The following is a 25369-nucleotide window of genomic DNA, read 5'->3' on the forward strand; positions in this document are numbered from 1 at the left end:
TCGGCCCGCCGGGAGTGGCCCGGTGAGCGGCGACGCGCCGCCGGGGGTGGCCCGGTGAGCGGCGACGCGCCACCGCGGGTGGCGCTGGTCGGCGTGAACGGGCACGGGCGCTGGCACCGGCGGGTGATCGCCGCGCTGCACGCCGCCGGCCGGCTGCGCCTGGTCGCCCTGGTCGACGTGCGCCCGCCGGAGCCCGAGCCGGACGCGCCGACGCCGCCCGGCACGGGCGTCTTCACCGACCACCGGGCGATGCTCGCCACGTCCCGCCCAGACGCGGTGGTGGTCTGCACGCCGCCGCACACCCACCTGCCGATCGCCCGGGACGTGCTCGCCGCCGGCGCCGACCTGCTGCTGGAGAAGCCGCCGGTGCTCGACCTGGCCGAGCACCGGGCGCTGCTGGCCGCGTCCGCCGCCGCCGGGCGGGCGGTGCAGGTCAACTTCCAGGCGCTCGGCTCGGCGGCGCTGACCGCGCTGACCGGAGCGCTGACCGCCGGCCGGCTGGGGGCGGTCACCGGCATCGCCACGGTCGCCGCCTGGCAGCGCCCGGACGCCTACTACGCCCGCTCCCCCTGGGCCGGCCGGCGGGCGGTGGACGGCCGACCGGCGCTCGACGGCGCGCTGGCCAACCCGCTCGCGCACGCGCTGATGCAGTGCCTGGCGGTGGCCGAGTCGGTGACCGGCGCGCCGGTGCGGCCGGCCCGGATCGAGGTGGAGCGCTACCGGGTGCGTCCGATCGAGGTGGACGACACCGCGATCCTGCGGCTCACCCCGCACGCCGGCCCGCCGGTGCTGGCCGCGCTCACCCTGGCCGCCGAGGAGCACGTCGCCGGCGACGTGGTGGTCACCGGCGAGCGGGGCCGAGCGGTGCTGGAATACCCGACCGACCGGCTGCGGCTGCCCTCGGACGACCGCCCGCGCGCCGTGCCCGGCCGGCACGGACTGCTGGCGAACCTGCTCGACCACCGGGCCACCGGGGTGCCGCTGATCGCGCCGCTGGCGCGTACCGGGCCGTTCACCGTGGTGCTGGACGCGCTGCGGGACGCGCCGGAGCCGACACCGCTCGGCGGCGACGTGGTGCGCGCGGTGGGCGACGGGCCGGAGCGGGTGCTCGTGATCCGGGGCGTCAACGAGGTGCTGCGGGCGGCGGCGCGGACCGGTGTGCTGCCGTCCGAGGCCGGGGTGCCGTGGGCCGCCCGGCCCTACGACGTGGAGCTGCCGACCACCACAACCTGACAGGACGGAACGAGCCATGCGTACCCGAACAGTCCGCGCCGCGGTCCTCGCCGCCGCGCTCACGCTCACCATCGCCGCGCCCGCGCCGGCCGCCCCCGCCGGGAAACCGAGCCGGGCCGCGGAGCTGCTCGGCCGCCAGGCGCTGGCGGCGAACGACGGCTGGGCCGCCGAGGGCGCCGGCACCACCGGCGGCGCGGCCGCCACCGCGGACCGGGTACGCGTCGTGCGTACCCGCGCCGAGCTGGTCGCCGCGCTCGGTGGCGACAACGCCACAAATGCCACCGACGCCACCCCGAAGATCGTGTACGTGGCCGGCACGGTCGACGGCTTCGAGGGCCCGGACGGCGCGCCGCTGGACTGCGCCGACCTGGCCGACCCGGAGTACTCGCTGCCGGCCTACCTGGCCGCGTACGACCCGGCGGTCTGGGGACGGGTGGACCCGAGCGGCCCGCTGGAGGCGGCCCGGGTGCGCTCGGTGGCCGCCCAGACCCGGCAGACGCAGATCAACGTCGGCGCCAACACCACGATCGTCGGGCTGCGCGGCGCCCGGCTCACCGGGCTGACCCTCATGATCGACCGGGTCGCCAACGTGATCGTGCGCAACCTGGAGTTCGTCGACGCCCGGGACTGCTTCCCGGCCTGGTCCCCCACCGACGGCGACGCCGGCAACTGGAACTCCCAGTACGACCAGATCTCGGTGCGGCGCAGCGAGCACGTCTGGGTGGACCACAACACGTTCACCGACGGCGACAACCCGGACCGCGCCCAGCCCACCTACTTCGGCCGCCCGTGGCAGGTGCACGACGGCTCGCTCGACGTCACCCACACCGCCAGCCTGGTCACCGCCTCCTGGAACCGGTTCGTCGGCCGGGACAAGCTGATGCTGATCGGCTCCTCCAACACGGTCGGCCCGGACGTCGGCCGGCTGAAGGTCACCGTGCACCACAACCTGTTCGACGGCGACCTCCAGCGGCTGCCCCGGGTGCGCTTCGGCCAGGTGGACGTGCACGAGAACCACTACCGGCTCGGCGGCGCCGGCTTCGAGTACGCCCTCGGCGTCGGTGTCCAGTCCGCCATCCACGCGGAGAACAACTTCTTCACCCTGGCCGACGACGTCGACCCGGCGGACCTCATCCGCGACTGGGGCGGCACCGCGCTCACCGAGCGCGGCAGCTGGATCGGGCAGGGCGGCCGGCTCCCCCGGCCGGTGGACCTGCGCGCCGCCTACAACGCGGTCCACGACCCGGACCTCGGCGGCGACGCCGGTTGGACGCCCACCCTGCGCGCCGCCCCGCCGCTGCCGACACCGCTGGTCCCGCTGGTGGTCGGCGCCGGGGCCGGCGCCGGCCGGCTGCCGCTCTGACCCGTACCCACCGGCGGACCGGGCCGGCGTTCTCCCGCGGTGGACGCCGGCCCGGCGCCGTTCGTCGGGGGTGTCGGCTGACACCCCGGCCGCGATGCGCGATGATCACCTTTGACGATCCCATCGTCGGTGGCATGAATCGGCGACCACCGGGGACAAGAGGGTGACAAGCAGGGGGTGGCAGCGCGAGTGGGCGCCCAGGCCCGGGGACGGGCACGGACGGAGGACCGGACGTGACGGGTGGGACGTCCGGCCGGGTCCTCACCATCGACCTCCCGGCCGATCCCGGCCGGCTCGCGCCCACCCGGGAGCGGCTGCGCGGCTGGCTGCACGCCCGGGGCGTCGGCGAGTGGGACGTCGAGGCCGTGCTGATCGCCACCGGGGAGGCGTGCGCCAACGCCATCGAACACGGCTACCGCTTCGCCACCGAGGGCATCACCACGCTCCGGGTCGAGCTGCGCAACGACCGGCTGGAGATCGAGGTACGCGACCACGGCGGCTGGCGGCCCACCGACGGCGACGACGGCTGCGACCGGGGCCGAGGGCGGCTGATCATGGCCCGGGTGATGGACGAGGCGACCATCGTCGGCACCCCGGAGGGCACCTGCGTACGCCTGGTCAAGCGGCTGACCGGCGACGACGTCCCGCGCGTCGGCCAGCCGACATCAGCGGGCAGCGAAGATCAGCTATAAGGGACGCATGGAGTTTCCCGCGCACCTCGCCACCATGCCGATGCACGCGATCACCGAGATCCACGGTGAGCCCGGCCTGCTGGCCCGTTTCCGGCTGGAGATCGAGGCGTTCGACGAGGCCGCGCGCCTCCGGCTGACCGAGGCGCTGGACCTCGCCGCCGACCTGCACCGCGACGACCGCCGGGTCCGCGAGCCGTACCTGAACCACCTGCTGCGGGTGGCGATCCGGCTGATGCACCACTATCAGGTGCGGGACGTGGACGTGATCGTCGCGGGGCTGCTGCACGACGCGGTGGAGGACCATCCGGCGGAGCTGGCCGGCGTGCCGCTGGACGGGGACATGACCACGGCGGCGCTTGCCACGCTCGCCGACCGGTTCGGCCCGCGGGTGGCGCGGCTCGTCGCGGCGGTCACCAACCCGGCGTACGACCCGGGCCGGGACCGCGACACGCAGTACCGGGAGCACGTCGCGGCCAGCCTCGACCGGGAACCCTGGGCCCGGGTGATCAAGGTGTCCGACTTCACCGACAACGGCGTCGGCGTGATCCACACGGTCGGGCCGAAGGTGGCCCGGTCGGCGGCCAAGTACCGCCCGCTGGTGCCGGTCTTCCGCGAGCTGGTCGCCCGCCCGGACACGCCGCTGTCAGCCCCGGTCAAGCAGCACATCTTCGCCCAGCTCGACCTCGCCGAGGAACGCTTCAGCGCCATCCTCGACCACCCCAACTGACCCACCCCACCGCGCTTCACCACGAAGTCACCCCCCCCCACCTCGCCGAGGTGGCGGCATCCGGCACCGCCCGACCACACCACCTCGCCGAGGTGGTGGGCGGGCGGTAGCAGGCGGGGCGGTGGGTGGTCAGGTGTGGTCGGGCGCGCCGAGGGCGGCGGTGATGCGGGCGCGCAGGGCGGGCAGCCGGTCGGGGTGGTCCCGCAGCACCACCCGCAGGGTGGCGTGGCCGCCGGCGGCCGCCGCGCCGAGCACGTCGAGCAGCGTGCCGAGCTGGGCGGGCGGCTCGTCGGCGAGCAGGTTCGCCGCGTCGCGCACGACGAGGGTGAGCGGCCCCTGCTCGATCCGGTCGGCGAGGGCGTCGGCGAGCGCGTCCCAGTTGTGGCCGTACCAGTCGGGCAGCGGCACGGCCCCGGCGAGCGTCGCGTGCAGCGCCGCCCGGGTGCGGGCGGCCGCACCGGGCACCGGCACGCCGGCCGGTTCGGGCGCCGAGCCGGCGTCGAGCGTGAGCCAGGCCGGCGGCTGCGGGGGCGCGGCGTCCATCGGTCCGTCCTTTCCGGGGCCGGCGCCGACGGAACTCAGAGCCGGTAGAAGTTGCCGTAGTGGTCGGGTGAGAACCAGGTCGCCCCGGTGCTCTTGTTGACCACGATCCGGTACGCGTCGCGGGCGGCGTTGCAGGCGCGCGGGTAGACGTCGTACTCGTAGTAGGTGGCGTTGGTGGGCAGTTGGCCCTCACGGTTGTAGAACTGCCCGCCGGCGAAGTTGCACGTGCCGCCGCTCCAGGAGTACCAGCCGCGGCTGGTCGGGAAGCTCTTCGCCGACCAGCCGGAGCGCGCGGTGCGGGCGTCCGCGCACCGGGACAGCGTGCAGGAGCCGTAGACGGCGGCCCGGGCGGGCTCGGCGAGTCGGGTGGAGACCGTGGCGGGGGCCACGAGCGCGGCGGCGGCCACGGCGGCGACCAGGGCGGATGCGGCCAGGGCGCGGCGTACGCGGGTGGCGGCGGCGCGGAACGGGGTCAAGGGATCCTCCTTGAGCGAGCCGACGTTACATCGACCATCGTCGTTGAATGGTCGGCGCTCAGTCTGCCGAGGATCCTGCCCGCCGTACAGCCCTCACCGGGCGACAGCGCACCGAATCCCGGGTGAACAGGCGGTGGCGGGTGCGGACGGACCGAGCCGCCCGCACCCGCCGCGTGCTCAGCGCGCGAACGCCTGGAACTCGGCGATCCGCACGTTCTGCGCCTGCGGGCTGGCCGTCGCGCAGTCGGTCGCCGCCCGGGGGTCGGCGTCCTGCTCACCGGCGTAGTCCGGCCCGCCGGTGCACTGGTTGGTCAGCACCTCGACCCGCAGGTGCGTGGCCGTGGTGCGCGGGATGTCGAACGAGCGCAGGATCAGCTCCGGCGCCCGGGGCCGCGGCGCCACCGCCGGGAAGGCGTCCGGCCGGCTCGTCCAGACCGGCCGGAAGTCGGCCGCGTCGGCGCAGGTCACCGCGCCCTTGGCGGTGCACGCCAGGACCCGGAACTGCCGCACCGCGGAATACCGGCTCTGGGTGCCGGCGTCCGCGTCCCCGACCACCGGGGGTCGCAGCATCGCGCTGACCTGCACCCGGCGTACCTGCTGGAGCCCGCCGGCCAGGTCGACGGTGACCTGCCGGCCGGCGACCGGCGCGCCGAGCGAGGCCCAGTTGGTGGCCTCGTCGTCGTCGGCGATCGACGCCAGGTTGATCCCGTCGCCGGTGACCGTCGCGCCCGCGCCGGCCGAGGCCAGGTTGGGCCGCAGGGCCACCGCCAGCGTCCGGGTCTTGCCGGCCTTGACCGTCACCGGGCCGATCCGGGTGTGCCCGTAGCCGGGCGCCCGGACGACGAACTCGTAGGTGCCGGGCACCAGGTCCACCCGGTCGGTCAGCGGGGTGGCCGCGTCGGTGTCCGCGACCGGCACCGCCCGCGCCTGGTAGCGCCCGACGAAGAGCTGCGCGCCAGCAACCGGCCCGCGCTCGCCGAGCGGCAGCAGCCGCAGCGAGCCCTCGCGGGCGTACGGCGAGGTGAAGCCGGGGGTCGGGTCGGGGTCGGCGTTGCCGACGCTGGCCGCGGTCTCGCCGAGGCCGCGCGCGGCGAACGCGTTCCAGAGCAGGTCCTGGTTGGCCCCGCCGAAGCGGATCCGGTCGGCGGCGAGCATCGCGTCCCGGGCGTCGACCATGCTGACCTGGCTGACCGCCATCAGCAGGAACGAGTCGACGACGAGCTGGATCCAGCGCCGGTTGCCCGGGCAGGCGGTCACCGGCCGGACGCCGTTCGCGCAGGCCTTCTGCACGGTCGGCGTGCCGGCGCCCCAGCGGCGCATCATGGCCGCCCGGATGTCGGTGTTGGTGGCGCTCCACAGCTCGCCCGAGGCGTGCACCTGCAGGCCGACCAGGTCGTAGTCGACCGACGAGTAGTTCAGCGGGCTGGCGCTCATGTTGTAGTTGCGGATGCCCGCGTTGGGATCCTGGGTGGTGTACTCGCCGATGGTGAAGCCCCGCCGGCCGGGCGCGGCGTACCCGTGCTCGTGGAGGTATTCCATGGCGAGCTGGTCCGACCAGCTCTCGCTCATGCCCTGCGGCGAGCTGACCCCGGCGCTCGGGCCGGCGATCATGCGGTTGGTGACCGCGTGGCCGTACTCGTGGGCGATCACCGACATGTCGAAGTCACCGTCCACGCAGGGCGCGTAGAACGAGCCGGCGACGGGCTGCCACAGGTACATGTTTGTGGTCGGCGCGACGCCGTCCGGCGGGGTGATCTGGTTGGCGTTGTTGCGCGCCGGGAACGTCGGCGGGCCGCCGCTGACGCCGCCGGCCTGCGCGTTGCCCTGCTCGGCGTCGCCGCCGAGACCGCCCCGGCCGAGGTTGTCCTGCTGGAGGTTCCAGGTGTCCTCGGTGAAGCCGAGGTGGTAGGTCCAGTCGTGCATCCGGTTGTGCATCCCGAACAGGTTGGCCCGGGCCGCGTCGATGTCGTTGGCCTGCGGCGAGGTGAACACCTCCGGGTCGCAGCGTCGTTCCTGCCACTGGTTGGTCCACGGGTAGGCGTAGGTGCGGTCCGGACGCGGCGTGGCGGTCTCGGTGCCGACGCTGAACGCGTCGTTGCTGAACCAGTTGTGTACCGCGATCGCGTTGTTGCCCTTCGTCGTGGTGGTGGACGCCCCGGTGGCCGGGTCCACGTCCCACGCCGGGTGTCCCGGCACCCCGACCACCTCGCGGCAGCCGGCGGCCGGCGCGGCGCACCAGCGCACCCGGGTGTCGACCGAGGACCGGTCGACCCGCGGCGAGTTCGGGAAGACGTCCCAGGACGGGTTGTCCGCCGCGTGGTCGATCAGGTCCTCGCGGACCAGCACCGCGCCGTCGCGGGCGTCCACGTAGGTGGCGTAGGCGGCCGGGTCCGCGCCTGTGGTGTCGGCGCCGAGCACGACCTCCCAGGCCGCCCGCGCCCCCCGGTCCGCGGTGGGCACCGCGACCAACGAGGTACGCAGCACCCGCGCGTCGGCGCGGCCGGAGTCGGCGACCGCGACCCGTCGCGCCTGGGCGGCGTCGATCGTGGCCGGCGCCGGCGCCTGGGCGTCACGCGCCAGCGACGAGCTGACGTGCCAGACCGACCCCTGACGTACACCGATCGCCAGCATGCCGTCGACGGCGGCCGGCAGCTCGCCGAAGCGCTGCCGGAACAGCACGGTCGCGCCCTGCCCCATCGGCGCCACGGTCAACTGCTCCAGCGCGGCGGCGCCCTCGGCGGTCAACCCGAGCACGTCGGAGTTCGCGGCCACGTAGGCGCGGGCCGCGGCGGCCGGGTCGGCGGGCAGCCCGGTGGCGAGCGGCCGGCCGGTCGAGGTGAGCGTGGCCGGCGTACCGAAGTCGGTCCAGCGGGCCCGCGCGCCGAGCGCGGCGGCCCGGTCCCGCTGCCGCTCGCTGACCGCGACGCGTCCCTTGCGGTTGTCACGGGCCTTGGTGTCGTGCCGGTCGCCCGGCAGGTGGTCGGGTGAGGCCTGGGTGTGGGTCTCTTCCCGGGGTGCCGCCTGACCGCCGGCTGCGGCGGTCAGGACCATTCCGGCTGCCATGAGCAGCGCGGTGGTCCCCGTCAACGCACGGGATGGTGTGCGCACGGTCCCTCCTGTCATCGTCGAACGGCGATGTCCGTCCCGACATCCGACCAGGATGATCAGCTCGTCGACACCGGCCGAACATCCATTAATGACAGTGCATCGATGGGTCAGGAGTCCGACGCGGGTGCCGCCGGGCGGCCACGGCCCCGCTCCGGCGGGAGTGCCACCGGCTGCGCCGGAACGGTTTTCCCGAGCAGGTGCCGCACCTGCTCCACCGAGCCCCCGCGAACACCGAGGCTCTCCCGGGCAGCCCGGTAGAACCGGTCGCGTCCCAGGTCGGCCCGCTGGATCATTCCGGGCACGTCCGTCGGGGGGTCGGGCAGATCCCGTGCCGCCGATTCGATGTCGCGGACCGCATGCCGCCACTCGGCGGCAGCGCTGACGGTCCCTTCGTCGCCGAGCAGGAGCACCGCCTCCCAGGCCAGGGTGTGCCGGACGTCCGCCTCGGCCAGTCGGGCCACTCCCTCGCTCCGGTCGAGCGGCGGACGCCTCGCCCCGGGACGATGCGCGCCGAGCATCTGGGTCGCCACCGCGTGGATCTCCTTGACCGCCTTCGTCAATTCCACGTACGCGTCGAGCCGCCGCTCGTCCCACCGGACGGTCTGGCTCCGGCGCCACCGGGTCCGCTCGTTCAGGCCCGTGGCGAGCATCGTGCCCGCCGTACCGACAAGCACTCCGAGCAGGGCCGGTAGTTGGGTCGCGAGGTTGCCCAGCACGCTGATGATCATTCCTCTTCGAGGAGTGGCTGAAGTTGCGCCAGAAGTTGGGCCCTGCTGACGTTGCGGGGCAGGTCGACCTTCAGGTCGATTCCCGGTCCCTTGACGGTCAGGGTCACCGATGGCCGGGGGTCACGCAGCCGCCAGTTGCGGATCGCCGCGACCAGCGCACCCAGGTGAGGTTGCAGGGTGGCCAGAGTGGCCAGGTTGGCCACGACACTCACCGCGTCGACGGCGACGGTCAGGGCCGGGACATCGCGGACACCTTCGTACGGCAGATCCAGTTCTTCGAGGATGTCTGCCGGCAACAGCAGCTTGACGCCGGTCATTCCGCACCCCTTACCCGAGTGGCGATGCGGTCCCGGACCGCCTGGTCGAGCGGACGCAGCGACGTCGTCGCGGCCTCTCCGCAGAAGTACCCCTGGACGTGATGGATGCCGAGGTCGTAGATCTGCTTCAGCTCGACCGGCGCCTCGTCGTCGTAACCCTCGACGATGACCGCACGGGCCTGCGGCGCGTGTCCGCGATGCAGCGCGTCACGCGCCACCCGAGCCACGAGCGCGAGTTCCTCCACGGCCAACGGATGGTGCAGGACGGCCCGATCGACCTTGATCTGGGTCAACGGCAACTCGGCCATCCGCGCCAGCGACGCGTAGCCGACACCGAAGTCGTCGACCGCGAAGTGAATCCGAAGGTCGCGAGCGAGAGCGGTGAGCCGCCGGTGGAAGTAGGCGAGCGGCTCCTGCGGCCACTGCTCGCCCGGACCCGGCTCGATCGGGTCCTGTTCGGAGATCTCCAGCGTCAGGGTGCGCGGATGGAGGCCGGCGTCGGCGAGGGCCTTGCTCACGTGGCTGAGGTAGGAGTCGCTGAGCAGTGAGCGCACCGCGACGTTCACCGAGAGCGGCTTCGTGCCCTGCCAGGGCGCCTCGGCGTCGGCCAGGGCGTAGGACGTGATCGCCTTCTCCAGGAGGAGGGTGTCGCGTTCGATGATGAACCGGTCGCCCCAGACGTGTGCCATCTGCAGCGCCGTGAACGGGGCGCGCTTCTCCCGCTCGGTGCGGCGGGCCAGGGCCTCGTAGCTCTGGATGCTCACGCCGGCCGGGCGCTGGTCGAGTTCCACCACAGGTTGGAAGACCATGGTCATGGAGCCGATCAGCTTCTGGTAGAGGCTGAAGGCGTACTGGTAGAGGGTGACCGGCAGGCGCCCGAAGTTGGTGCGCAGGGCGGTCATCACCCGCATCTCGGCCTCGGTCGGGTTGTCCAGCGGATCCGAGTCCCAGATCGTGCGCAACATGATGGCCAGCGGCTCACCCATGTCGAGCAGTGCCACTGCGGGGTCCACCACGATCAGCGCGAGGGTCCGGTCGTTGTCGAACGACACGGGCACACAGAGCAGCCGACGGTCGGCGTCGTCCGAGACGATGTGCCCCGGCACCGACGTGCGGAACTGCAGGGTGTCGGGGGCACTGCGCTCGAGCAGTGGCCACAGCTCGTCCTTGTCGAACCGGCCGGTCGAGTTGACCACGCCGATCCCCTGACCGGAGAACTCGACGACCGCCACGGACGCGGCATCGAGGGCGTGCCGGATGAGTTCCGTACGTCCGGCCTGATCCGGCTGATGTGCCGGCGACCGGTCGGAGCTGGCCGGGAACACTCGGCTCAGGAGCTGAAGGATCGAACTCGCGCGGTCGTCGAGCGGGCTCTTGCACGGCTGGATGGTGCCGGGCCTGGCGGACGTGTTCAGCGCCTGGCGCTCGTGGCGCGACACCGGCGGGTGGGTGAGGAACGTGGTCGGACCGTACGTCTGCACGAGCGGGACCGGGGGCGGTTCGAGACCCTGGAGCGCGACGTAGTCGGCCAGTTGCCCGAACGACACCCGGCCGTTGTCGCCGGCCTCTCCGCGCAGCCCGCGCAGCAGGTGATGGGTCAGCAGCCCGTGCCGATGCTCGTCGCTCTCCCGAGCCGCCGCGCCGGTGGGGCAGGCGAGGAGCGCACTGTGCCGGTCGACCTGCGTGCGGTAGGTCTGCAACACCTCGGCGTGCCGCAGGGCGACGTCCCGGTAGATCCCGGCGTGGCAGCAGTCGAGAACGAGGAAGGACGTGCCCGCGAACGTCTCGAACACGTCCCGCTTCAGGAACGCCATCCGGAGCCCGTTGTCCGGCTCCCGGCGCAGCGTGCCCGGATCGAGGTCCGCGGTGACGAGGTAGGCGTCGAGTTGCGTGTTCCACTCGGGCACCAGCGCGTGACCGGCGAAGTAGACGAGCAGAAGGTCGGACGGACGCGAGTCGACGGCGATGTCCCGGAGCCGGGTCTTGATGTCGTGCCACCTGGCGTCCGGACCGACGAAAAGGTCGACGTTGTCGAAGGTGCCGATGTCCGGGTCCAGCAGCACGGACTGCATCTCCCGCGCGTCGTTCTCGGCGTAGCGCAGGGTGGGCAACTGCACATCGGCCCCGCAGGCGTTGACGCCGATCAGCACGGCCGAACGGTTGCTCGGCGCCATCAGACCCCCCAAGATGATCCGCCTCGCACGTACGGAAAGCAGTCGGAGCAGTGCTTTCGGTGACACTATCGGATCTTCGCGGGCCGGCCTGAGCCCAGAGTCAGATAGCCGTCAGCGCCTGTCTCATCCACCGCGCAAGGGCTCGAAGGCTCTCTTCAGTGCTCCGTCGGTGACGGTCAGGCCGCCTTGAACACGGTGTCCAGGTGCCATTCGAGGAACTCGGCGTTGGGCCGGTCGACCCGTCGCTCCGGCAGCGCGATGACGGAGCCGGCCCTGGCGTAGAACTGGTCCCCGTTCCCGAACTCGCTGCGCAGCCGTGGGCTGACCATCAACCGATACTTCGGATCCACGCCCAGGTATCCGCGGTCGAAGAGGATGTGCACGTCCGACTTGAGGAGCATGCCGTTGTCGATCCGGTGCTCGCCGCCCTTCGGCAGCGGTCGGATGTGGGCCGCCTGAAGCACCGGTTGGACCTTGTTCCCGGTGATCGCGCAGCGCCGGCCGTAGGCGCCGAGGACCACGGCCTTGAACGACTGCTGACCCAGGCGCTGCGGCGTGAGTCGCGGATCGCCGTAGACCGGGCCGGGGCGGTGCCACGGCTCGCGCGGGTCGAACTCCACGACGCCGCCCAGCAGACGGTGCAGCAACAGACCGAAGTAGTCGGCTGCGGCCGGGTCCGCCAGCTCGTACGTCTTTCCCTGCACCACGTTCGGCGCGAAGGCCGGAGGTGGGTCGACGGTGGAGTCGTCGGGGAAGAAGACGCTGTCCCGGACGAAGATGCAACCGATGAGGGGGTCCTCGTCCGGTGCGATCGGCTGCCTCCGGTAGCCACCGACCACCCGGCGCATCTCGTCGAGGCTGGCGACGCCGTTGGCCTCACCGAAGAGATCCCACGCCTCGGAGATCCTCAATCGCTCGAAGCCGCTGAAGAAGCCGCCGCCGATCACCCGGTTGAGCGGGTGGTGCGCCTTGAAGAAGAAGGGTTCACCCGGCGTCAACGCACGGAACGCGCCACCTGACGGCCGCCAGAAGTTGACCTCGGTCAGGTCGGGGCGGGCCGACAGGAACCGATACCACTTCGCGTCCGTCACTCCGACGAAGGCCTTCACATCGGACAGCTTGCACGAGACCGGATCTTGCCGCTATCCCCTGACCGGGTCACGGGCCTGATCGGAGCCGTGAGGCGGTGTCAGGTAGGTGGCGACGGCACGGCGGAAACCCTCCGCGTCCTCGACCCACGGCAGGTGACCCGCCCCGGCCAGGCTCACCCGCGCACAGTTCGGCAATGCCTGGTGCAGCGAGTTGACGCCCCAGCGGGGCCGGATGTCCTCGGCGCCGTCGACGATCAGCACAGGCAGGTCGAGCGTCCGGCACCGGGCCGCGAGGTCGGATTCCCTCAGCTCCCGCTTCACCTCGGCGTTGACGGCCCGGTTGCAGTCCCGGTTGACGCCCAGCCACGGGGTGGCCATGGCCTCGGCGTGCCGCAGGGCGGTGTCGGGGTCGGCGAAGTCGGCCGACCACTGCAGGACCGCCCATTCGCGTTCCTCGGCGGGGGTGCGGGCGCGGGCGCCGAGCGCCGCCCATCGGTCCAGGTGCGCGCCGAGCCGAAGTCGCAGGTTCCGCTCGTAGTGCGGGTGCCAGCCACGATCGGGGTCGATCCCGGTGCCGGAGACGTAGATCAGGTGACTGACCCGTTCCGGGTGTGCGATGGCGTACCGCAGCGCCAGGTGCGCGCCCCACGAGTGTCCCAGCAGCGCCACCCGAGGGCCGCCCAGTTGCTCGCGGACCGCGTCGAGGTCGGCCACGAAGCGCGCGATCGTGTACGGCTCGCACCGCTGCGAGCGCCCGCAGCCACGCTGGTCCCACCGGATGGTGCGGGCGTCGGCTTCGAACAGCCGGGCGACCGGGTCGAGGTAGTCCCAGAGGCCCGGACCGCCGTGACAGAACGCCAGCGGCGGTCCCGCGCCGGCCTGGTCGGCCCACAGGCGACAACCATCTTCGGTACGCACGACCACGGTCATCAGGGACAGTATGACGGGTCGCCCGAGCCGGTGTCCGTCATGGCCAGTGGGCAGGTGACGTCGGTCAGCTCCTCGAACAGGGTCCACAGACGACCGGCGAGCATGTCGACGACCCACCGGCGGACCGGGCACGGCGACGTGTGGTGCGCCGACGCCGACTACACCGAGCGCCACACCGACGAGTGGTTGAAGGCCCTGCTGGACTGAATCTGGCTACGGCTCTCTCATCCAGGTCTTCGGGTCCGTCACGAAGACGCCCTTGCCTTGGTGCCGCCGGATCACGCGCAACGCTTCCAGCCTGACGTAGACCATCTGAATGGTCGAGGTACCCACCTTGTAGTCCGCCGCCATCTGAGCGATCGACGGCAGCTTGTCGTCTGGCTTGAGTCCCTTACCCCTGACACCAGCGATGATGTCGTCGGCAATGCGGATGTAGTCGGGTGTCGTAGGCATGGCGCTCCTTGCGTGGCACGCCAATTTGATCACGAAACGCCCATCGAGCTGCTCCTCGCGTGGCAACGAGTTCGGCTCACTCCCCCGGTCGGGGCGGGTGCGCGTGCCCGTCCCGACCCACCGAACCGCTCCGCCGATCGAGGCCGCGCCTTTGGGTGCACTTCTGGTCGCCCTACCGACAACAAGTGCACCCGAAGGCGCGGACGCAACCGGGAAGGGACCGACGTGACCGAGGTGTACCGCTCCGGCCAGCTCTACGGGACCGGCCTGCCGGCCCGGCTGACCCCGCACGAGGCCCGCACCCGCGCGTTCGACCCGCGCCGGCGGGGCGTCGACGCCGGTCAGGTACGCGCGTTCCAGGCCGAGGTCGCCGACGAGCTGACCGACCTGCACCGGCAGGTACGGCGGCTGACCGTGGAGAACGAGCGTCTGAAGCGGGCGCTGCGCGACTGGCAGGCGATGCACGCCCGCGAGTGCCGGCCGCCCAACCAGGGCCACTGGTAGCGGTGCGTCCGCAACCGGGTGACCTGCTGCGGGTCGACGGCCACGCCTCGGTGCAGTTCGGCGGCGACCGGGCGTTGACGTTCCGGGTCGTGGCGGTGGGTCCCGAGCTGGCGTACACCGGTTGGACCTGGCTGACCGGCTACGTCCTCGACCGACGTGCCGTCGCCACCGCGAAGCGGGAGATCTTCGTCCAGCTCGCGGGACTGCGGCGGGCCGAGGAGCCGACGCCGCCCCGCCGGGCGGCCCGGGTGGCTCAGCCCCAGGCGTAGTCGAACAGGGTCCGGGCGTCGGCCTCGGTGGGTTCCAGCGGGCGGGCCGCGAGGTAGGCGGACAGGTCGCGGAAGTCGGCCGTGGCGTTGTGGACGCACGCCGCCAGCGCGCCGTCGAGCAGATCGCGTACGGCCTGCGACTCGGGCGCGGTCACGTCCTCGGTCAACGGGCGCCGGACGTCCCGGGTGAACACCACGTGGCAGGCGCTCCGGTCGGCCGTGGCGACGCAGTGGTAGCGGCCTTCGTCGGTCAACTGGTTCCTGATGTTCGCCCAGACCGTCGCCTCGGCGGCGTCCGTCACGTCCGCGCCGGCCGCGCAGGCCATCCGGACGCAGCAGCGGGTCGGGTCGTCCCGGGTGACCGTGCCGTGGACCAACGCCAGACCGCCACGGTGGAGGACGGCGAAGCCCTGCACCTCCGGGTTACGGCGGAGGACGTCGGGAGTCCAGACCCGGTCGTACCGCCGCTCGGCGCGGGACCTGAGGGATTCGATCGTCCGGCCGGCGGCCTGGCGTGCCTCGACGCCCATGCGGTCAGTTCCTCCCCGCGACCGGCACGGCGAGCCAGCGGAACTGGCCGTGCCGCCCCGGCAGTTGGGTGAAGTCCTGCCAGTCGAGCCGGTAGTCGCCGCTCAGGTGACGTTCGTTCGGCGGGAAGTAACGCCCGTCCACCCCCCACTTGAGGAGGCCGGTGAGCCGGCGACCGTTGTGGAGCCGGAACTCGCGGTCCCGGGTGGGCTGGTCGACGGCGGGCGCCCGCCACAGCGCGTGGTCGTTGGTGAGCAGGAGGGCGAGACCGTGCGTGTCGGCCGGGCCGGAGCGGCAGAGGTGCTCCAGCCGCTCGACGTCGGCGACGAAACGGTTCCGGACGATCTCGGCGGCGGTGTGGCTGCGCAGGGCGTAGTCCTCGCCGGTGTGCGGATCGGCGCCGTTCCAGCGGATGGTGACGTAGGTCAGTTCGATCGCCGTCCGGCCGCCGGGGCCGTGGCAGAGCAGGTCCAGGTGTTCGTGCTGCTCCTGCCGCACCGCGAGGCGGACCCGGAGGGCGCCGTCGAGCCGGCGCACCGTCCAGGCGAACGCGTGCTGGAAGTCGGCCTCGGAGTGGAACAGGGACCGCTCGGCACTCAGTTCCGCCATGACGCTCGCGACCGGTACGGCTCCGGCGATCAGCATTCACACCCCACAGTGACGATCGCATCCCTCCGGTGGCGCCCCACCGCCGGAAGGATTGCGGAGCCCCACGCTACGAAGCGCCACCTAGCGGAATCAAGACATCACCGTGAGATCGGCGTCCGGTCTGGACGGTCGGTCCCGTGCACGGGACCGACCGCATGAGAACGTTAACAGGCTCGGCACACTGTCCCCCCGATAGGACTAGGGGACGTGTCGTCCGATCGGCCGACCAGGTGTCGGACGGGCCGCCCGCGCGGCTGCCGGCCACGGCCGGACCCAGTTGTTAGTTTGGGTCGCGGACCGCCGCACACGACGGTCCGTACACCCCTCGCCCGACCGCTCGGCGCCGCCGACCGCGACGCCCGGGCGGACGGCTGCCCGCCCGGCGGAGAGGGGGTGCGATGACCGGAGAGCCGGAGGACCCGGGCCCACGGCCGACACCCGGCGTACCGGTCGACGGCCGGCGGCGCCGCTGGGCCGTCCGGGCCCGGACGCTCGGCGACGCGGCGCGCTCGCGTACCCGGAGGTTCTGGGCCGGCGCGCAGCCGACGCTGCGGCAACTGTGGTGGACCGAGGAGCCGCCGACGCGGGTGACCACGGTCGACAGGCGTTTCCTGGAGCCACTTGTGGTGCCGGCACAGGGCCAGGTCTACGTATTCGGAGTACGGGCCACGTTCACCTGGTCCTCCGACACCGCCCGGCCGGAGCTGTTCGGCTGGTACGTCGACTACTTCCAGCCGCAGGCGGCGCAGCGCCTGCACCGCCTGGCCGCCCGGTGCGCGGTCGAGGTGCCGCCGCACCGCCCGCGCGAGCTGCTCGCCACGTTGACCGCGGCGCTGGCCGCCGACGATCCGCCGCCCTGGACGTACGCGCGCGGGGAGGTGACGTTCGCCTGCGAGCCGGACGTCACGGTGCACCTGGACGAGCGGGTCCGTCGCCTGCTCCAGCCGTACTGGGAGCAGCGCATCGCGCTGGAGTGCGAGCGTGACCTGGCCCGCCGGCGCGCCGCGTACGCCCAGGAGCACGGACACGACGCCCCACCCGAGCCGCCCCGTCCCGAACCCACCCGCCCCGACCCGACCCGACGGGATCCGGCAGACCCGAGCCGACCACCCCGCGCGCCCGGCGAGCGCCCGCCGCGGACCACCCCCGACCCCCCGGTGGAGACGTTCACCCCCCTGGAGCCCCTGCTCCCACCCCCTGACCCCCCACCCTCAGCGCGTCGACCGCGAAGTTGACAGCAGCTCCCGTCAGTCACCGTCATGACCGACGCACTCCCGACCCGACGCGGCGATCTCGCAGTTACGGCCCCCTGAATGTCAGCTTTCAGCGCTGGGGGTCAGCGGGATGGCGGTACGCGTGAGGGCCGCGGTCGGGGTGAGAGCTGCGGTCGCGGGGTCGCTGTGTCGGCGGCGGGTCGCCCGCCGGCCGGGTGGAACGCGGTGCCCACCGGGTCACGACACACCCATGCCGTTCCACTCACGGCCACGGTGGGGCCCGAGTGGAACGTCATGGGTGTCCACCGCCCCGCGACACACCCATGCCGTTCCACTCACGGTCAGGGTGGGGCGCGCGGGACGTCGCGGGCGCCTTGGCGGCCGCGCACGGATCGACGGGTGGGGAGGGGACGGGTGGGGAGGGGTGGGGTGGGGAGGGGACGGGTGGGGAGGGACAGTCAGCCGAGCAGGGTGGCGTAGCGGCCGTGGCGGTCGAGCAGGGTGTCGTGGGTGCCGGACTCGACGATCCGGCCGTGGTCGAGCACGGCGATCCGGTCGGCGTCGCGGACCGTGGAGAGGCGGTGCGCGATGGTCACCACGGTGCGGCCCCGGGCCAGCTCGTCCAGAGCCCGCTGCACCGCACGCTCGGTCTCGGTGTCCAGCGCGCTGGTTGCCTCGTCGAGGACCAGGATCCGCGGGTCGCGCAGCAGCGTCCGGGCGATGGCCAGGCGCTGCTGCTCGCCGCCGGAGAAGCGGTGGCCGCGGGAGCCGACCATGGTGTCGTAGCCGTCGGGCAGCGCGGCGATCAGGTCGTGGATCCGGGCGGCCCGCGCGGCGGCCTCGAGGTCGGCGTCGGTGGCGTCCGGCCGGGCGTACCGGAGGTTCTCCCGCACGGTGGCGTGCAGCAGGTAGGTCTCCTGGCTGACCACGCCCACCACGGCGGCCAGGTCGGCCAGGCGCAGGTCGCGCAGGTCGACGCCGTCGATGGTGATCCGGCCGGCGTCCGGGTCGTGCAGCCGGCTGACCAGGGCGGCGAGCGTGCTCTTGCCGGAGCCGGTCTCCCCCACCAGGGCCAGGCTGGTGCCGGCCGGGACGTCCAGGCTGACGCCGGCCAGGGCGGCGGTGTCGCTGCCCGGGTAGCTGAAGGTCACGTCCTCGACGCGCAGGTGGCCGCGGACCCTGGCCGGGTCCAGCGACGCCGGGCGGGCCGGCTCGGCGACCTCCACCGGCAGGTCGAGGTATTCGAAGATCCGGGCGAACAGCGCGAGCGAGGCGGTCAGCGTGACACCCACGTTGAGCAGGCCCATCAGCGGGCGGAACAGGTTGCCCTGCAGCGCGGTGAAGGCGACCAGGGTGCCGATGGTGAGCGTGCCCGCGGTGCCGGGCAGGCCGGCGCCCAGGTAGATCACCGCGGGGATGGCGGCGAAGACGATCGTCATGGCGGCCATCCGCCAGCGGCCGGCCAGCTCGGAGCGCAGCTCCAGGTCGACCAGGCGGGCCGAGGAGGCGGTGAACCGGTCGACCAGCGCCGCCCCGGTGCCGAGCGTCTTGGCCAGTCGTACGCCGCTGACCGACAGCCCTTCCTCGATGGTCACGGTGAGGTCGGCCAGTTCCCGCTGGCGGCGGGCGGTGATCTCCCGGCGCAGCCGGGCGACCCGGCGGGTGAGCCAGAGCGCGGGCGGCAGCACGAGCACCGAGACGAGGGTGAGTCGCCAGCTCAGCGCCAGCATGGCGACGGTGGTGGCGACGACGGTGGTGAGGTTGGCGGCGATCGAGGTGGCGGTGGAGGTGACCACCGCCTGCATGCCGCCGATGTCGTTGGTGATGCGCGACTGCACCTCGCCGGTGCGGGTGCGCACGAAGAAGCCGATCGACTGCCGCTGGAGGTGGGCGAAGACGTCGGTGCGCAGCCGGTGCATGACCTCCTGGCCGACCCGGGTGGAGATCCAGGTCTGGGCGACGCCGAGCACGGCGGTCACCGCGGCCACCGCGACCATGGCCGCGACCAGCCAGGCCAGCAGCGTCAGGTCACGCTCGGGCAGGGCCCGGTCGATCACGGTACGCAGCAGGAACGGCGAGGCCATCGCGATGATCGAGGACGCCACGATGATCGCCACCACGGCGGCGAGCGGGCCGCGGTGGGCGGTGAACAGGCCGCCGATGCGGCGCAGCGACACCTCGCGGGCCTGGGCCTTCTCGGCCGGGGACACGGTTCGGCCGGCTCCGCGGCCGTCGGGGGTGTGATCCAAGGGGGTTCTCCTCTGTCCGGGGTAATGCTGAGGTTACCTCATCATGAGGGAACAACAGGACAGGCTGCTACCGTATTCCCGTGACCGGCAGCGACGAGGAGAGCCTGGCCGAGACGTTCTGGGCGGTGACCCGGCGACTGCGCCACCAGACCAAACGCGCGCTCGAACCGTGGGAGATCAGCCCCGGGCAGGCACGCGCGCTCGGCGTGCTGCTGCGGCACGGCGCGCTGCGGCCCGGCACGCTCGCCGAGCACCTGCGCATCGCCCCCCGCTCGGCCACCGAGGTGGTCGACGGCCTCCAGGAGCGCGGCCTGGTCGAACGGCGGCCCGACCCGGGCGACCGGCGGGCCACCCTGGTCGCGCCGACCGCCGAGGGCGACCGCGTCGGCACCGCCATCCGGGAGGCCCGGGCCACCGAGGCGGAACGGTTCTTCGCCGCGCTCGACCCCGGCGACCAGGCGGAGCTGACCCGGATCCTGCGCCGGCTCCGGGAGGAGTAGGCCGTCCGGTCAGCGGGAGCCGGCGCTGAGCAGCGCGCCCAGCGTGCGGGCCATGACCTCCCGGGCCGCCTCGACGTCGAGCCCCATGGCGTCGCGCATCATCGACCAGGCGGCCCAGGTGCCGGCCACGGTCAGCGCGTCCAGCAGCTGCGCCCGCCCCGGCCCCGCGTTCGCCAACTCGGCGGCGAACACGGTCTCGATCTCCTCCCGGACCCGGGCGATGGCCGCCTCCCGGTTGCGCCGCAACTGCGGTGAGAACGGCTCCCGCAGCGCGGACGCGCGGGCCGGCGGCGCCAGCACCTCGAGCAGCCGGGCGCGCTGGCCGCAGAACTCGGCGATGCGCACGGCGAGCGGCAGCTCCGGCGGGACGGGCCGCCAGAGCGCGGCCTGCCGTTCGCCGATCCGCCGCCCGGTGGCGGCGAACAGCGTCTCCATGTCCTTGAAGTTGGTCCACAGGGTACGCAGCGACACGCCGGCCCGCTCCGCGATCCGCTCCCCCGTCGGCCGCAGGTCGCCGGCGTCGATGAGCGCCAGGTGCGCCTCGACGATCGCGGCACGGGTCCGCTCGGCCCGCGCCGCCCGGCCGTCCACCCGCGCCGGCGGGTCGCTCTCCACCTCGATCACGGACGGCTCCCTGTGCTCGGCTACCGACGGCGACTCTACGTGCGTGCCGTCGGGCGGCCGGCACCCGCCCGACGGCACGCCGGCCACTCAGGCGGTCGGCACCGCGTCCGCCGGCGGGGTCGCCGGCGGCTCGGTGAACTCGGTGACCGCCGCCTCGCCGTCGTCGGTGGTGTACGTCGGGCCGAAGTAGGTCTGCGCACCACCGCTGACCCGGCTCAGCCGGACCCCGCTGTAGCCCGCGTGCACGCCCTCGGCGTACCGGAAGGGGGTGAGTCCGGGCCCGCGGAAGCCGCCCTTGCGCACGGCCTCGACCAGCTTCTCCCGGGTGGGCTCGGGCCCGGCGGCGAGCAGCGCCTGCACGAAGGTGTAGGCCATCGAATAGCCGTAGACCGCGTTGCCGTCGATCGGGTTGCCCGCGTTGAACCGCTGGTGGATCCGGCTGAACTCCCGGATCCACGGGTTGGCGGTGTCGCCCACCATGGGCAGGTAGTTGTCGGCGACCATGCCCTCAAGGATCACCTTCTTGTCGCCGAGCTGGGCGGACAGTGTGGTGTAGTCGGCACCCACGTTGGACACCACCCACTGCGCCCGGAAGCCCTGCCCGGCGGCCTGACCCATGGCCAGGGCGGTGAACCCGGGAATGCTCGCCGAGATCACCACCTGGCAGCCGGCCGCCCGCAGCGCGCCGATCGCGGGCCCGACCTGCTGGTTGGTGGTGGTGTACGTCTGCTTCGCCGCGACCGGGCCGAGCACCTGCTCCACCCCGGCCAGGGAGTCCCGGCCGAAGTCGTCGTTCTGGCCGAAGTGGCAGACCTTGGCGCCGGGGAACTCCCGCTTGACCCAACCGGCCAGGATCTTGCCCTCGACCGTGTAGTCGGGCTGCCAGCCGAACGTGGTCGGATACTTCTTTGGCTGGTTCCAGTTGCGGCTGCCCGAGGCGACGAAGAGGTCCGGCACCCGCTGGGCCTTGACGAACTCCAGCACGTTGGTGTGCGTCGGCGTGCCGAGCCCGCCGAGCAGCGCGAAGACCTTGTCGTCGAGGACCAGCTTGCGGACCACGTTCTCGGTGTTGGCCGGGTTGTAGCCGTCGTCCATGACCTTGTAGACGATCTTCCGGCCGTGCACCCCGCCCTTGCCGTTGACGTGCTCGAAGTACGCCTTCACCGCGGCGGAGATCTTCGAGTAGCCGGGCGCGGCGGGGCCGGTGAGCGGTTGGTGGGTGCCGATGACGATCTCGCCGTCGGTGACGCCGGGGACGTTCTCGGCGGCCTGCTTCGCGTCGTCGGCGCAGGCCGGCAGCGTGGCCAACAGGGCCAGGCCGGCGGCGGCCGCGAGAACGCGGCGGGTGGTGGTGCGCATGGTTCTCCAATCCGGTGCGGGTGGTGGGGACCGGTGAGGTCAGCGGTCCGGTGCGCGGCGTACGGCGGCGCGGAGTCGGGTGGCGAGGGCGCGGACGCCACCCTGCAGTCCGCCCGGGGCGGCGAGCATGACGACGATGAGGATCAGGCCGAACACGGCCAGCGCGAGGTTGCCCTCCAGCCGCTGCGCCAGCCCGGCGGGCAGGTCGAGGTGCTCGGTGAGCAGGGCGGGCAGGTCCTGCAGGGCGACCAGCAGCAGCGCGCCCCAGACCGCGCCGGCCAGGCTCCCGAGGCCGCCGATCACGATGGCCATGAGCAGGAACAGCGACAGGTCGAGGGGAAACTTGCCCGGGGCCACGGTGGCGGTGAGCACCGCGTACACGCCGCCGCCGAGGCCGGCGCAGCCGGCGCTGACCACGAACGCGAGCACCTGGGTGCGGGCCACCGGGATGCCGGCGAGCCGGGCGGCGACCTCGTCGTCGCGGACCGCCCGCAGCGACCGGCCGTACCGGCTGCGCACCAGGTTGGCCAAGAGCAGCACGGTGAGCAGGGCGGCGGCCAGCGCGATCCAGGCCAGCCAGCGTTCGGGCTGGAAGTACGGACCGAGTGCCGCCGGCGGGGTCTGCGCCGGGAAACGCAGACCCTGCTCGCCGTTGAACACCCCGGTGAAGATCGTGGTGACGGCCGGCACCAGGGTCGCCACCGCCAGGGTCACGCCGGCCAGGTAGGGGCCGCGCAGCCGGGCCGCGGCCAACCCGACCACCAGCCCGCCCAGCGCGGTCACCGCGACGGCGGCCAGCAGCGAGCCCGGCAGCACCCACCACCCGCCCACGGCCCGCTCGTCGAGGCCCTGCTGCACCAGGGCCACCGTGTAGGCGCCGGTGGCCATCAGCGCGCCGTGGCCCAGGGAGAGCTGGCCGTTGAGCCCGACCAGCACGGTGTGCCCGGCGGTGACGCAGAGGAACGCGCAGACCCGGGCCACCTGGAGGTTCTGGTAGGGCGGGAGCTGGTTGGTGACCAGCACGACGAGCGTGCCGGCGAGCACCGCCCCGGTGAGGTGCCGCAGCAGGGTCGACCCGCGGGGGCCACCGCCGGCGGGCGCCCCGGGCAGCAGTCGACGCAACGCGACCGGTGTCGTCGGTCCGGTTCGGGTGGTGGTCACACGTGCCTCGCTCTCGCCGCGGAGAAGAGCCCGCCGGGGCGGACCAGCAGGACGGCCAGCAGCAGCACCAGCACGGCCAGCGGGGTGGTGTCCGGCCCCAGGTAGCCGGTGACGTACGACAGGATCAGCCCGACCAGCAGCCCGCCGACCACGGCACCGACCGGGCTGTCCAGTCCGCCGACCACGGCGGCGGTGAACGCGACGACGAAGACCAGGTCCATGGCGTGCGGGTGCAGGCCCAGGCCGGTGGGGACGACGAGCATGCCGGCGAGCGCGCCGACCCCGGCGGCCAGCGCCCAGCCGAGCGTCAGCATCCGGCCGACGCTCACGCCGAGCAGCCGGGAGACCTCCGGGGCGAACGCCGCCGCCCGCATCCGCAGGCCGACTGGCGTCCGGGTGAACAGCAGCGCGAGCAGCACCACGACCGTCAGCGCCGCGCCGAGCACCCAGAGGTCGTAGGGGGACAGCGCGGCGACCCCGCCGACGGTGAGCGCGTCGGTGTCGAACGGCGCCGGGGCCGGCCGGTAGCCGTTGCCGAAGACCATGCCGAGCACCGCCTGGACCAGCAGTACCAGACCGAGCGCGACGATCACCTGGTTGAGCGGGCCGGCGGGCCCGACGAACCGCATCAGCACCCGCTCCACGAGCGCGCCCAGCGCGAGCCCGGCCAGCACCGCGGCGGCCAGGCCCAGCCAGTAGGAGCCGGTCGCGGCGATGACCGCGTAGCCGACGTACGCGGTGGCGACGGCCATCGCGCCCTGGGCGAAGTTGACCACCCGGGCGGCCCGCCAGATGAGCACCAGCGCGAGCGCGAACGCCGCGTACACCGCACCGGCGGCCAGCCCGTCGAAGGTGAGGAACCAGAACCGCTGCATCCGCGACCCTTCCCGCTCGCCGGTCAGAACCCGAGGTACGCGTGCCGCAGCCGGTCGTCGTCGCGCAGCCGGGCCGCCGGCGCGGCGGTCACCACCCGCCCGAGCGACATGACGATCCCCTGGTCGGCGACGGAGAGCGCGGTGCGGACGTTCTGCTCGACCAGCAGCACGGTCAGCCCCTGCTCGTCACGCAGCCGTCGCAGCAGCGCCATGATCTGCGCGGTGACCGTGGGGGCCAGCCCGAGCGACGGCTCGTCGAGGAGCAGCAGCCGCGGGCGGGCGATCAACGCCCGGCCGAGCGCGAGCATCTGCCGCTCCCCGCCGGAGAGCTGGTGGCCGAGATGGTCACGGCGGCGGGCCAGCGCCGGGAAGATCTCGTACACCTCGTCGCGCGCCCGCCGCGCGTCGGCCCGGTCCCGTCGCCAGAGGCCGCCGAGGCGCAGGTTCTCCGCCACGGTCAGCTCGGTCACCACCCCGCGGCCCTCCGGCACGTGCGCCAGGCCGCGCCGGACCAGGTGTTCCACCCGGACGCCGCGCAGGTCCTCCCCCGCGTACCGGATCCGGCCGCCGGTGGGGCGCAGCAGACCCGAGAGGGTACGCAGCAGCGTGGTCTTCCCGGCGCCGTTGGCGCCGAGCACGGCGGCGACGGTGCCGGCCGGCACGGTGAACGCCACGTCCCGCAGCACCGGCACCGGGCCGTAGCCGGCGCGGAGCGCCTCGACCTCCAGCACCGCGGTCACGGCGCGCCTCCGGCTTCGGCCGGCACGTCCGCGCCGAGGTAGGCCTCGGTGACCCGCGGGTCGTCCCGGATCCGCTCCGGCGGGCCGGCGGCGATCACCCGACCGAAGTCGAGCACCACCAGCTCGTGGCAGACGGACATGACCAGGTCCATGTGGTGCTCGACGAGCAGCACGGCGCAGCCGTCGGCGCGCTGCGGCAGGGCCCGGACCAGGTCGGCCAGCTCGGCCACGTCGTCGGCGCCGAGCCCGCCGGCGGGCTCGTCGAGCAGCAGCAGCCGGGGCCGGGCGATCAGGGCGCGGGCCAGCGCGACCCGCTTGCGCACCGGGTAGGGCAGGGTGGTGGGGGTGGCTGCGGCGTGCCGGTCGATGCCCAGCTCGGCGAGCAGGTCGAGAGCCTCGGCGCGCAGCCGCCGCTCGTCGCGGTCGCTGCGGGGCAGGCCGAACAGTGCGGCGGCGAAACCGGCCCGGGCCGCGTGGCTGGCGCCGGCCGTCACGTTCTCCAGCACGGTCAGGCCGGGGAACAGGCCGACGCCCTGGAGCGTGCGGCCGATGCCCAGCCGGGTGAGCCGGTGCGGGCGGGGTCGGAACGGTCGCCCGTCCAGGGTGAGCGAGCCCTCGCTCGGCCGCACGAAGCCGCAGACGACATTGAACAGGGTGGTCTTCCCGGCGCCGTTGGGCCCGATCACGCCGACCACGCTCCCGGGCGGCACCCGCAGCGAGACGTCGTCGAGCGCGACCAGGCCGCCGAAGCGCACGCCGACGTGGTGCAGCGCCAGACCGGGGTCGTCCGTGGGGGTGGCCGGTGGGCTCATCGTCACCTCGCACGGTCGATCGCGCACGGAAACTAATTACACTGAGAGTGT

General features: G+C 73.4%; 26 protein-coding genes. 8 read left to right on the top strand and 18 right to left on the bottom strand.

Annotated elements, in window-relative coordinates; genetic code table 11:
• Positions 1 to 54: 54 nt before the first annotated feature.
• The 4 genes from ACGFI2_RS05450 (at position 55) to ACGFI2_RS05465 (ending at position 4015) form a co-directional block, all read left to right on the top strand.
• On the top strand, positions 55 to 1233 hold the full coding sequence (locus ACGFI2_RS05450; RefSeq protein WP_393511026.1) for a Gfo/Idh/MocA family protein: 1179 nt from the start codon (positions 55 to 57) through the stop codon (positions 1231 to 1233).
• Between the two features lie 16 nt (positions 1234 to 1249).
• The gene (locus ACGFI2_RS05455; protein WP_393511029.1) at positions 1250 to 2596 is read left to right on the top strand and encodes a polysaccharide lyase family 1 protein; all 1347 of its coding nucleotides are present in this window, start codon (positions 1250 to 1252) and stop codon (positions 2594 to 2596) included.
• 233 nt (positions 2597 to 2829) lie between these two features.
• Positions 2830 to 3288 (top strand): ATP-binding protein, encoded by a 459-nt coding sequence (locus ACGFI2_RS05460; protein WP_393511032.1) that lies wholly within the window; start codon positions 2830 to 2832, stop codon positions 3286 to 3288.
• Positions 3289 to 3295: 7 nt separating this feature from the next.
• Positions 3296 to 4015, top strand: a complete 720-nt coding sequence (locus tag ACGFI2_RS05465; protein ID WP_393511035.1) for an HD domain-containing protein — start codon at positions 3296 to 3298, stop codon at positions 4013 to 4015.
• A gap of 129 nt (positions 4016 to 4144) precedes the next feature.
• On the opposite strand, the gene ACGFI2_RS05470 is transcribed toward ACGFI2_RS05465, so the two are convergent.
• From ACGFI2_RS05470 to ACGFI2_RS05510, 9 genes are all read right to left on the bottom strand, one after another.
• On the bottom strand, positions 4145 to 4558 hold the full coding sequence (locus ACGFI2_RS05470) for a barstar family protein (RefSeq protein ID WP_393511038.1): 414 nt from the start codon (positions 4556 to 4558) through the stop codon (positions 4145 to 4147).
• A gap of 35 nt (positions 4559 to 4593) precedes the next feature.
• Positions 4594 to 5034 carry a ribonuclease domain-containing protein gene (locus tag ACGFI2_RS05475; RefSeq protein ID WP_393511041.1) on the bottom strand — a complete coding sequence of 147 codons (441 nt, stop codon included), beginning with the start codon at positions 5032 to 5034 and terminating at the stop codon, positions 4594 to 4596.
• Between the two features lie 177 nt (positions 5035 to 5211).
• The gene (locus ACGFI2_RS05480; protein WP_393511044.1) at positions 5212 to 8121 is read right to left on the bottom strand and encodes a M36 family metallopeptidase; all 2910 of its coding nucleotides are present in this window, start codon (positions 8119 to 8121) and stop codon (positions 5212 to 5214) included.
• A 128-nt stretch (positions 8122 to 8249) separates the two neighbouring features.
• Positions 8250 to 8858 carry a hypothetical protein gene (locus tag ACGFI2_RS05485; RefSeq protein ID WP_393511047.1) on the bottom strand — a complete coding sequence of 203 codons (609 nt, stop codon included), beginning with the start codon at positions 8856 to 8858 and terminating at the stop codon, positions 8250 to 8252.
• Positions 8859 to 8866: 8 nt separating this feature from the next.
• Positions 8867 to 9187 (bottom strand): hypothetical protein, encoded by a 321-nt coding sequence (locus ACGFI2_RS05490; RefSeq protein WP_393511050.1) that lies wholly within the window; start codon positions 9185 to 9187, stop codon positions 8867 to 8869.
• A complete protein-coding gene (locus ACGFI2_RS05495) occupies positions 9184 to 11361 on the bottom strand; it encodes an EAL domain-containing protein (RefSeq protein WP_393511053.1) in 2178 nt (725 codons plus the stop codon). Before ACGFI2_RS05495 ends, ACGFI2_RS05490 begins: the two co-directional genes overlap by 4 nt.
• A 176-nt stretch (positions 11362 to 11537) precedes the next feature.
• Positions 11538 to 12470, bottom strand: coding sequence for an HNH endonuclease (locus ACGFI2_RS05500; RefSeq protein ID WP_393511056.1), 933 nt, complete (start codon positions 12468 to 12470; stop codon positions 11538 to 11540).
• A gap of 33 nt (positions 12471 to 12503) precedes the next feature.
• Positions 12504 to 13382 carry an alpha/beta fold hydrolase gene (locus ACGFI2_RS05505; RefSeq protein ID WP_393511059.1) on the bottom strand — a complete coding sequence of 293 codons (879 nt, stop codon included), beginning with the start codon at positions 13380 to 13382 and terminating at the stop codon, positions 12504 to 12506.
• 213 nt (positions 13383 to 13595) lie between these two features.
• Positions 13596 to 13835, bottom strand: coding sequence for a winged helix-turn-helix domain-containing protein (locus ACGFI2_RS05510; protein ID WP_393511062.1), 240 nt, complete (start codon positions 13833 to 13835; stop codon positions 13596 to 13598).
• 225 nt (positions 13836 to 14060) lie between these two features.
• On the opposite strand from ACGFI2_RS05510, the gene ACGFI2_RS05515 reads away from it, so the two are divergent.
• Complete coding sequence (locus ACGFI2_RS05515; protein ID WP_393511065.1) at positions 14061 to 14339, top strand: DivIVA domain-containing protein; 279 nt, start codon at positions 14061 to 14063, stop codon at positions 14337 to 14339.
• Positions 14340 to 14341: 2 nt separating this feature from the next.
• Entirely contained in the window at positions 14342 to 14608 is a 267-nt protein-coding gene (locus ACGFI2_RS05520; RefSeq protein ID WP_393511068.1) for a hypothetical protein, read from the top strand.
• Here ACGFI2_RS05520 and ACGFI2_RS05525 read toward each other — a convergent pair.
• The gene (locus ACGFI2_RS05525) at positions 14593 to 15138 is read right to left on the bottom strand and encodes a hypothetical protein (protein ID WP_393511071.1); all 546 of its coding nucleotides are present in this window, start codon (positions 15136 to 15138) and stop codon (positions 14593 to 14595) included. The genes ACGFI2_RS05520 and ACGFI2_RS05525 overlap by 16 nt on opposite strands.
• Before the next feature lie 4 nt (positions 15139 to 15142).
• Positions 15143 to 15745 (bottom strand): hypothetical protein, encoded by a 603-nt coding sequence (locus ACGFI2_RS05530; RefSeq protein ID WP_393511074.1) that lies wholly within the window; start codon positions 15743 to 15745, stop codon positions 15143 to 15145.
• Between the two features lie 437 nt (positions 15746 to 16182).
• Here ACGFI2_RS05530 and ACGFI2_RS05535 point away from each other — a divergent pair, with 437 nt between their 5' ends.
• A complete protein-coding gene (locus ACGFI2_RS05535) occupies positions 16183 to 17019 on the top strand; it encodes a hypothetical protein (RefSeq protein ID WP_393511077.1) in 837 nt (278 codons plus the stop codon).
• A gap of 437 nt (positions 17020 to 17456) precedes the next feature.
• On the opposite strand, the gene ACGFI2_RS05540 is transcribed toward ACGFI2_RS05535, so the two are convergent.
• Positions 17457 to 19208 (bottom strand): ABC transporter ATP-binding protein, encoded by a 1752-nt coding sequence (locus ACGFI2_RS05540; RefSeq protein WP_393511627.1) that lies wholly within the window; start codon positions 19206 to 19208, stop codon positions 17457 to 17459.
• Positions 19209 to 19327: 119 nt separating this feature from the next.
• Here ACGFI2_RS05540 and ACGFI2_RS05545 point away from each other — a divergent pair, with 119 nt between their 5' ends.
• The gene (locus ACGFI2_RS05545; protein ID WP_393511080.1) at positions 19328 to 19747 is read left to right on the top strand and encodes a MarR family winged helix-turn-helix transcriptional regulator; all 420 of its coding nucleotides are present in this window, start codon (positions 19328 to 19330) and stop codon (positions 19745 to 19747) included.
• A 9-nt stretch (positions 19748 to 19756) separates the two neighbouring features.
• Here the strand turns inward: ACGFI2_RS05545 and ACGFI2_RS05550 are convergent, their stop codons facing one another.
• The 6 genes from ACGFI2_RS05550 to ACGFI2_RS05575 all read right to left on the bottom strand — a co-directional run bounded on the left by ACGFI2_RS05550 (position 19757) and on the right by ACGFI2_RS05575 (position 25318).
• A complete protein-coding gene (locus tag ACGFI2_RS05550) occupies positions 19757 to 20371 on the bottom strand; it encodes a TetR/AcrR family transcriptional regulator (protein WP_393511083.1) in 615 nt (204 codons plus the stop codon).
• Between the two features lie 87 nt (positions 20372 to 20458).
• The gene (locus ACGFI2_RS05555; protein ID WP_393511086.1) at positions 20459 to 21730 is read right to left on the bottom strand and encodes an ABC transporter substrate-binding protein; all 1272 of its coding nucleotides are present in this window, start codon (positions 21728 to 21730) and stop codon (positions 20459 to 20461) included.
• A gap of 39 nt (positions 21731 to 21769) precedes the next feature.
• Positions 21770 to 22891 (bottom strand): branched-chain amino acid ABC transporter permease, encoded by a 1122-nt coding sequence (locus tag ACGFI2_RS05560; protein WP_393511089.1) that lies wholly within the window; start codon positions 22889 to 22891, stop codon positions 21770 to 21772.
• The gene (locus ACGFI2_RS05565; protein ID WP_393511092.1) at positions 22888 to 23766 is read right to left on the bottom strand and encodes a branched-chain amino acid ABC transporter permease; all 879 of its coding nucleotides are present in this window, start codon (positions 23764 to 23766) and stop codon (positions 22888 to 22890) included. The genes ACGFI2_RS05560 and ACGFI2_RS05565 overlap by 4 nt, the downstream gene beginning before the upstream one ends.
• Positions 23767 to 23789: 23 nt before the next feature.
• Entirely contained in the window at positions 23790 to 24506 is a 717-nt protein-coding gene (locus ACGFI2_RS05570) for an ABC transporter ATP-binding protein (RefSeq protein ID WP_393511095.1), read from the bottom strand.
• Positions 24503 to 25318: an ABC transporter ATP-binding protein gene (locus ACGFI2_RS05575; RefSeq protein WP_393511630.1), complete on the bottom strand. Its 816-nt coding sequence runs from the start codon at positions 25316 to 25318 to the stop codon at positions 24503 to 24505. Before ACGFI2_RS05575 ends, ACGFI2_RS05570 begins: the two co-directional genes overlap by 4 nt.
• Positions 25319 to 25369: the final 51 nt, after the last annotated feature.

This window comes from Micromonospora sp. NPDC049282, from assembly GCF_043197045.1.
Classification (GTDB): domain Bacteria; phylum Actinomycetota; class Actinomycetes; order Mycobacteriales; family Micromonosporaceae; genus Micromonospora.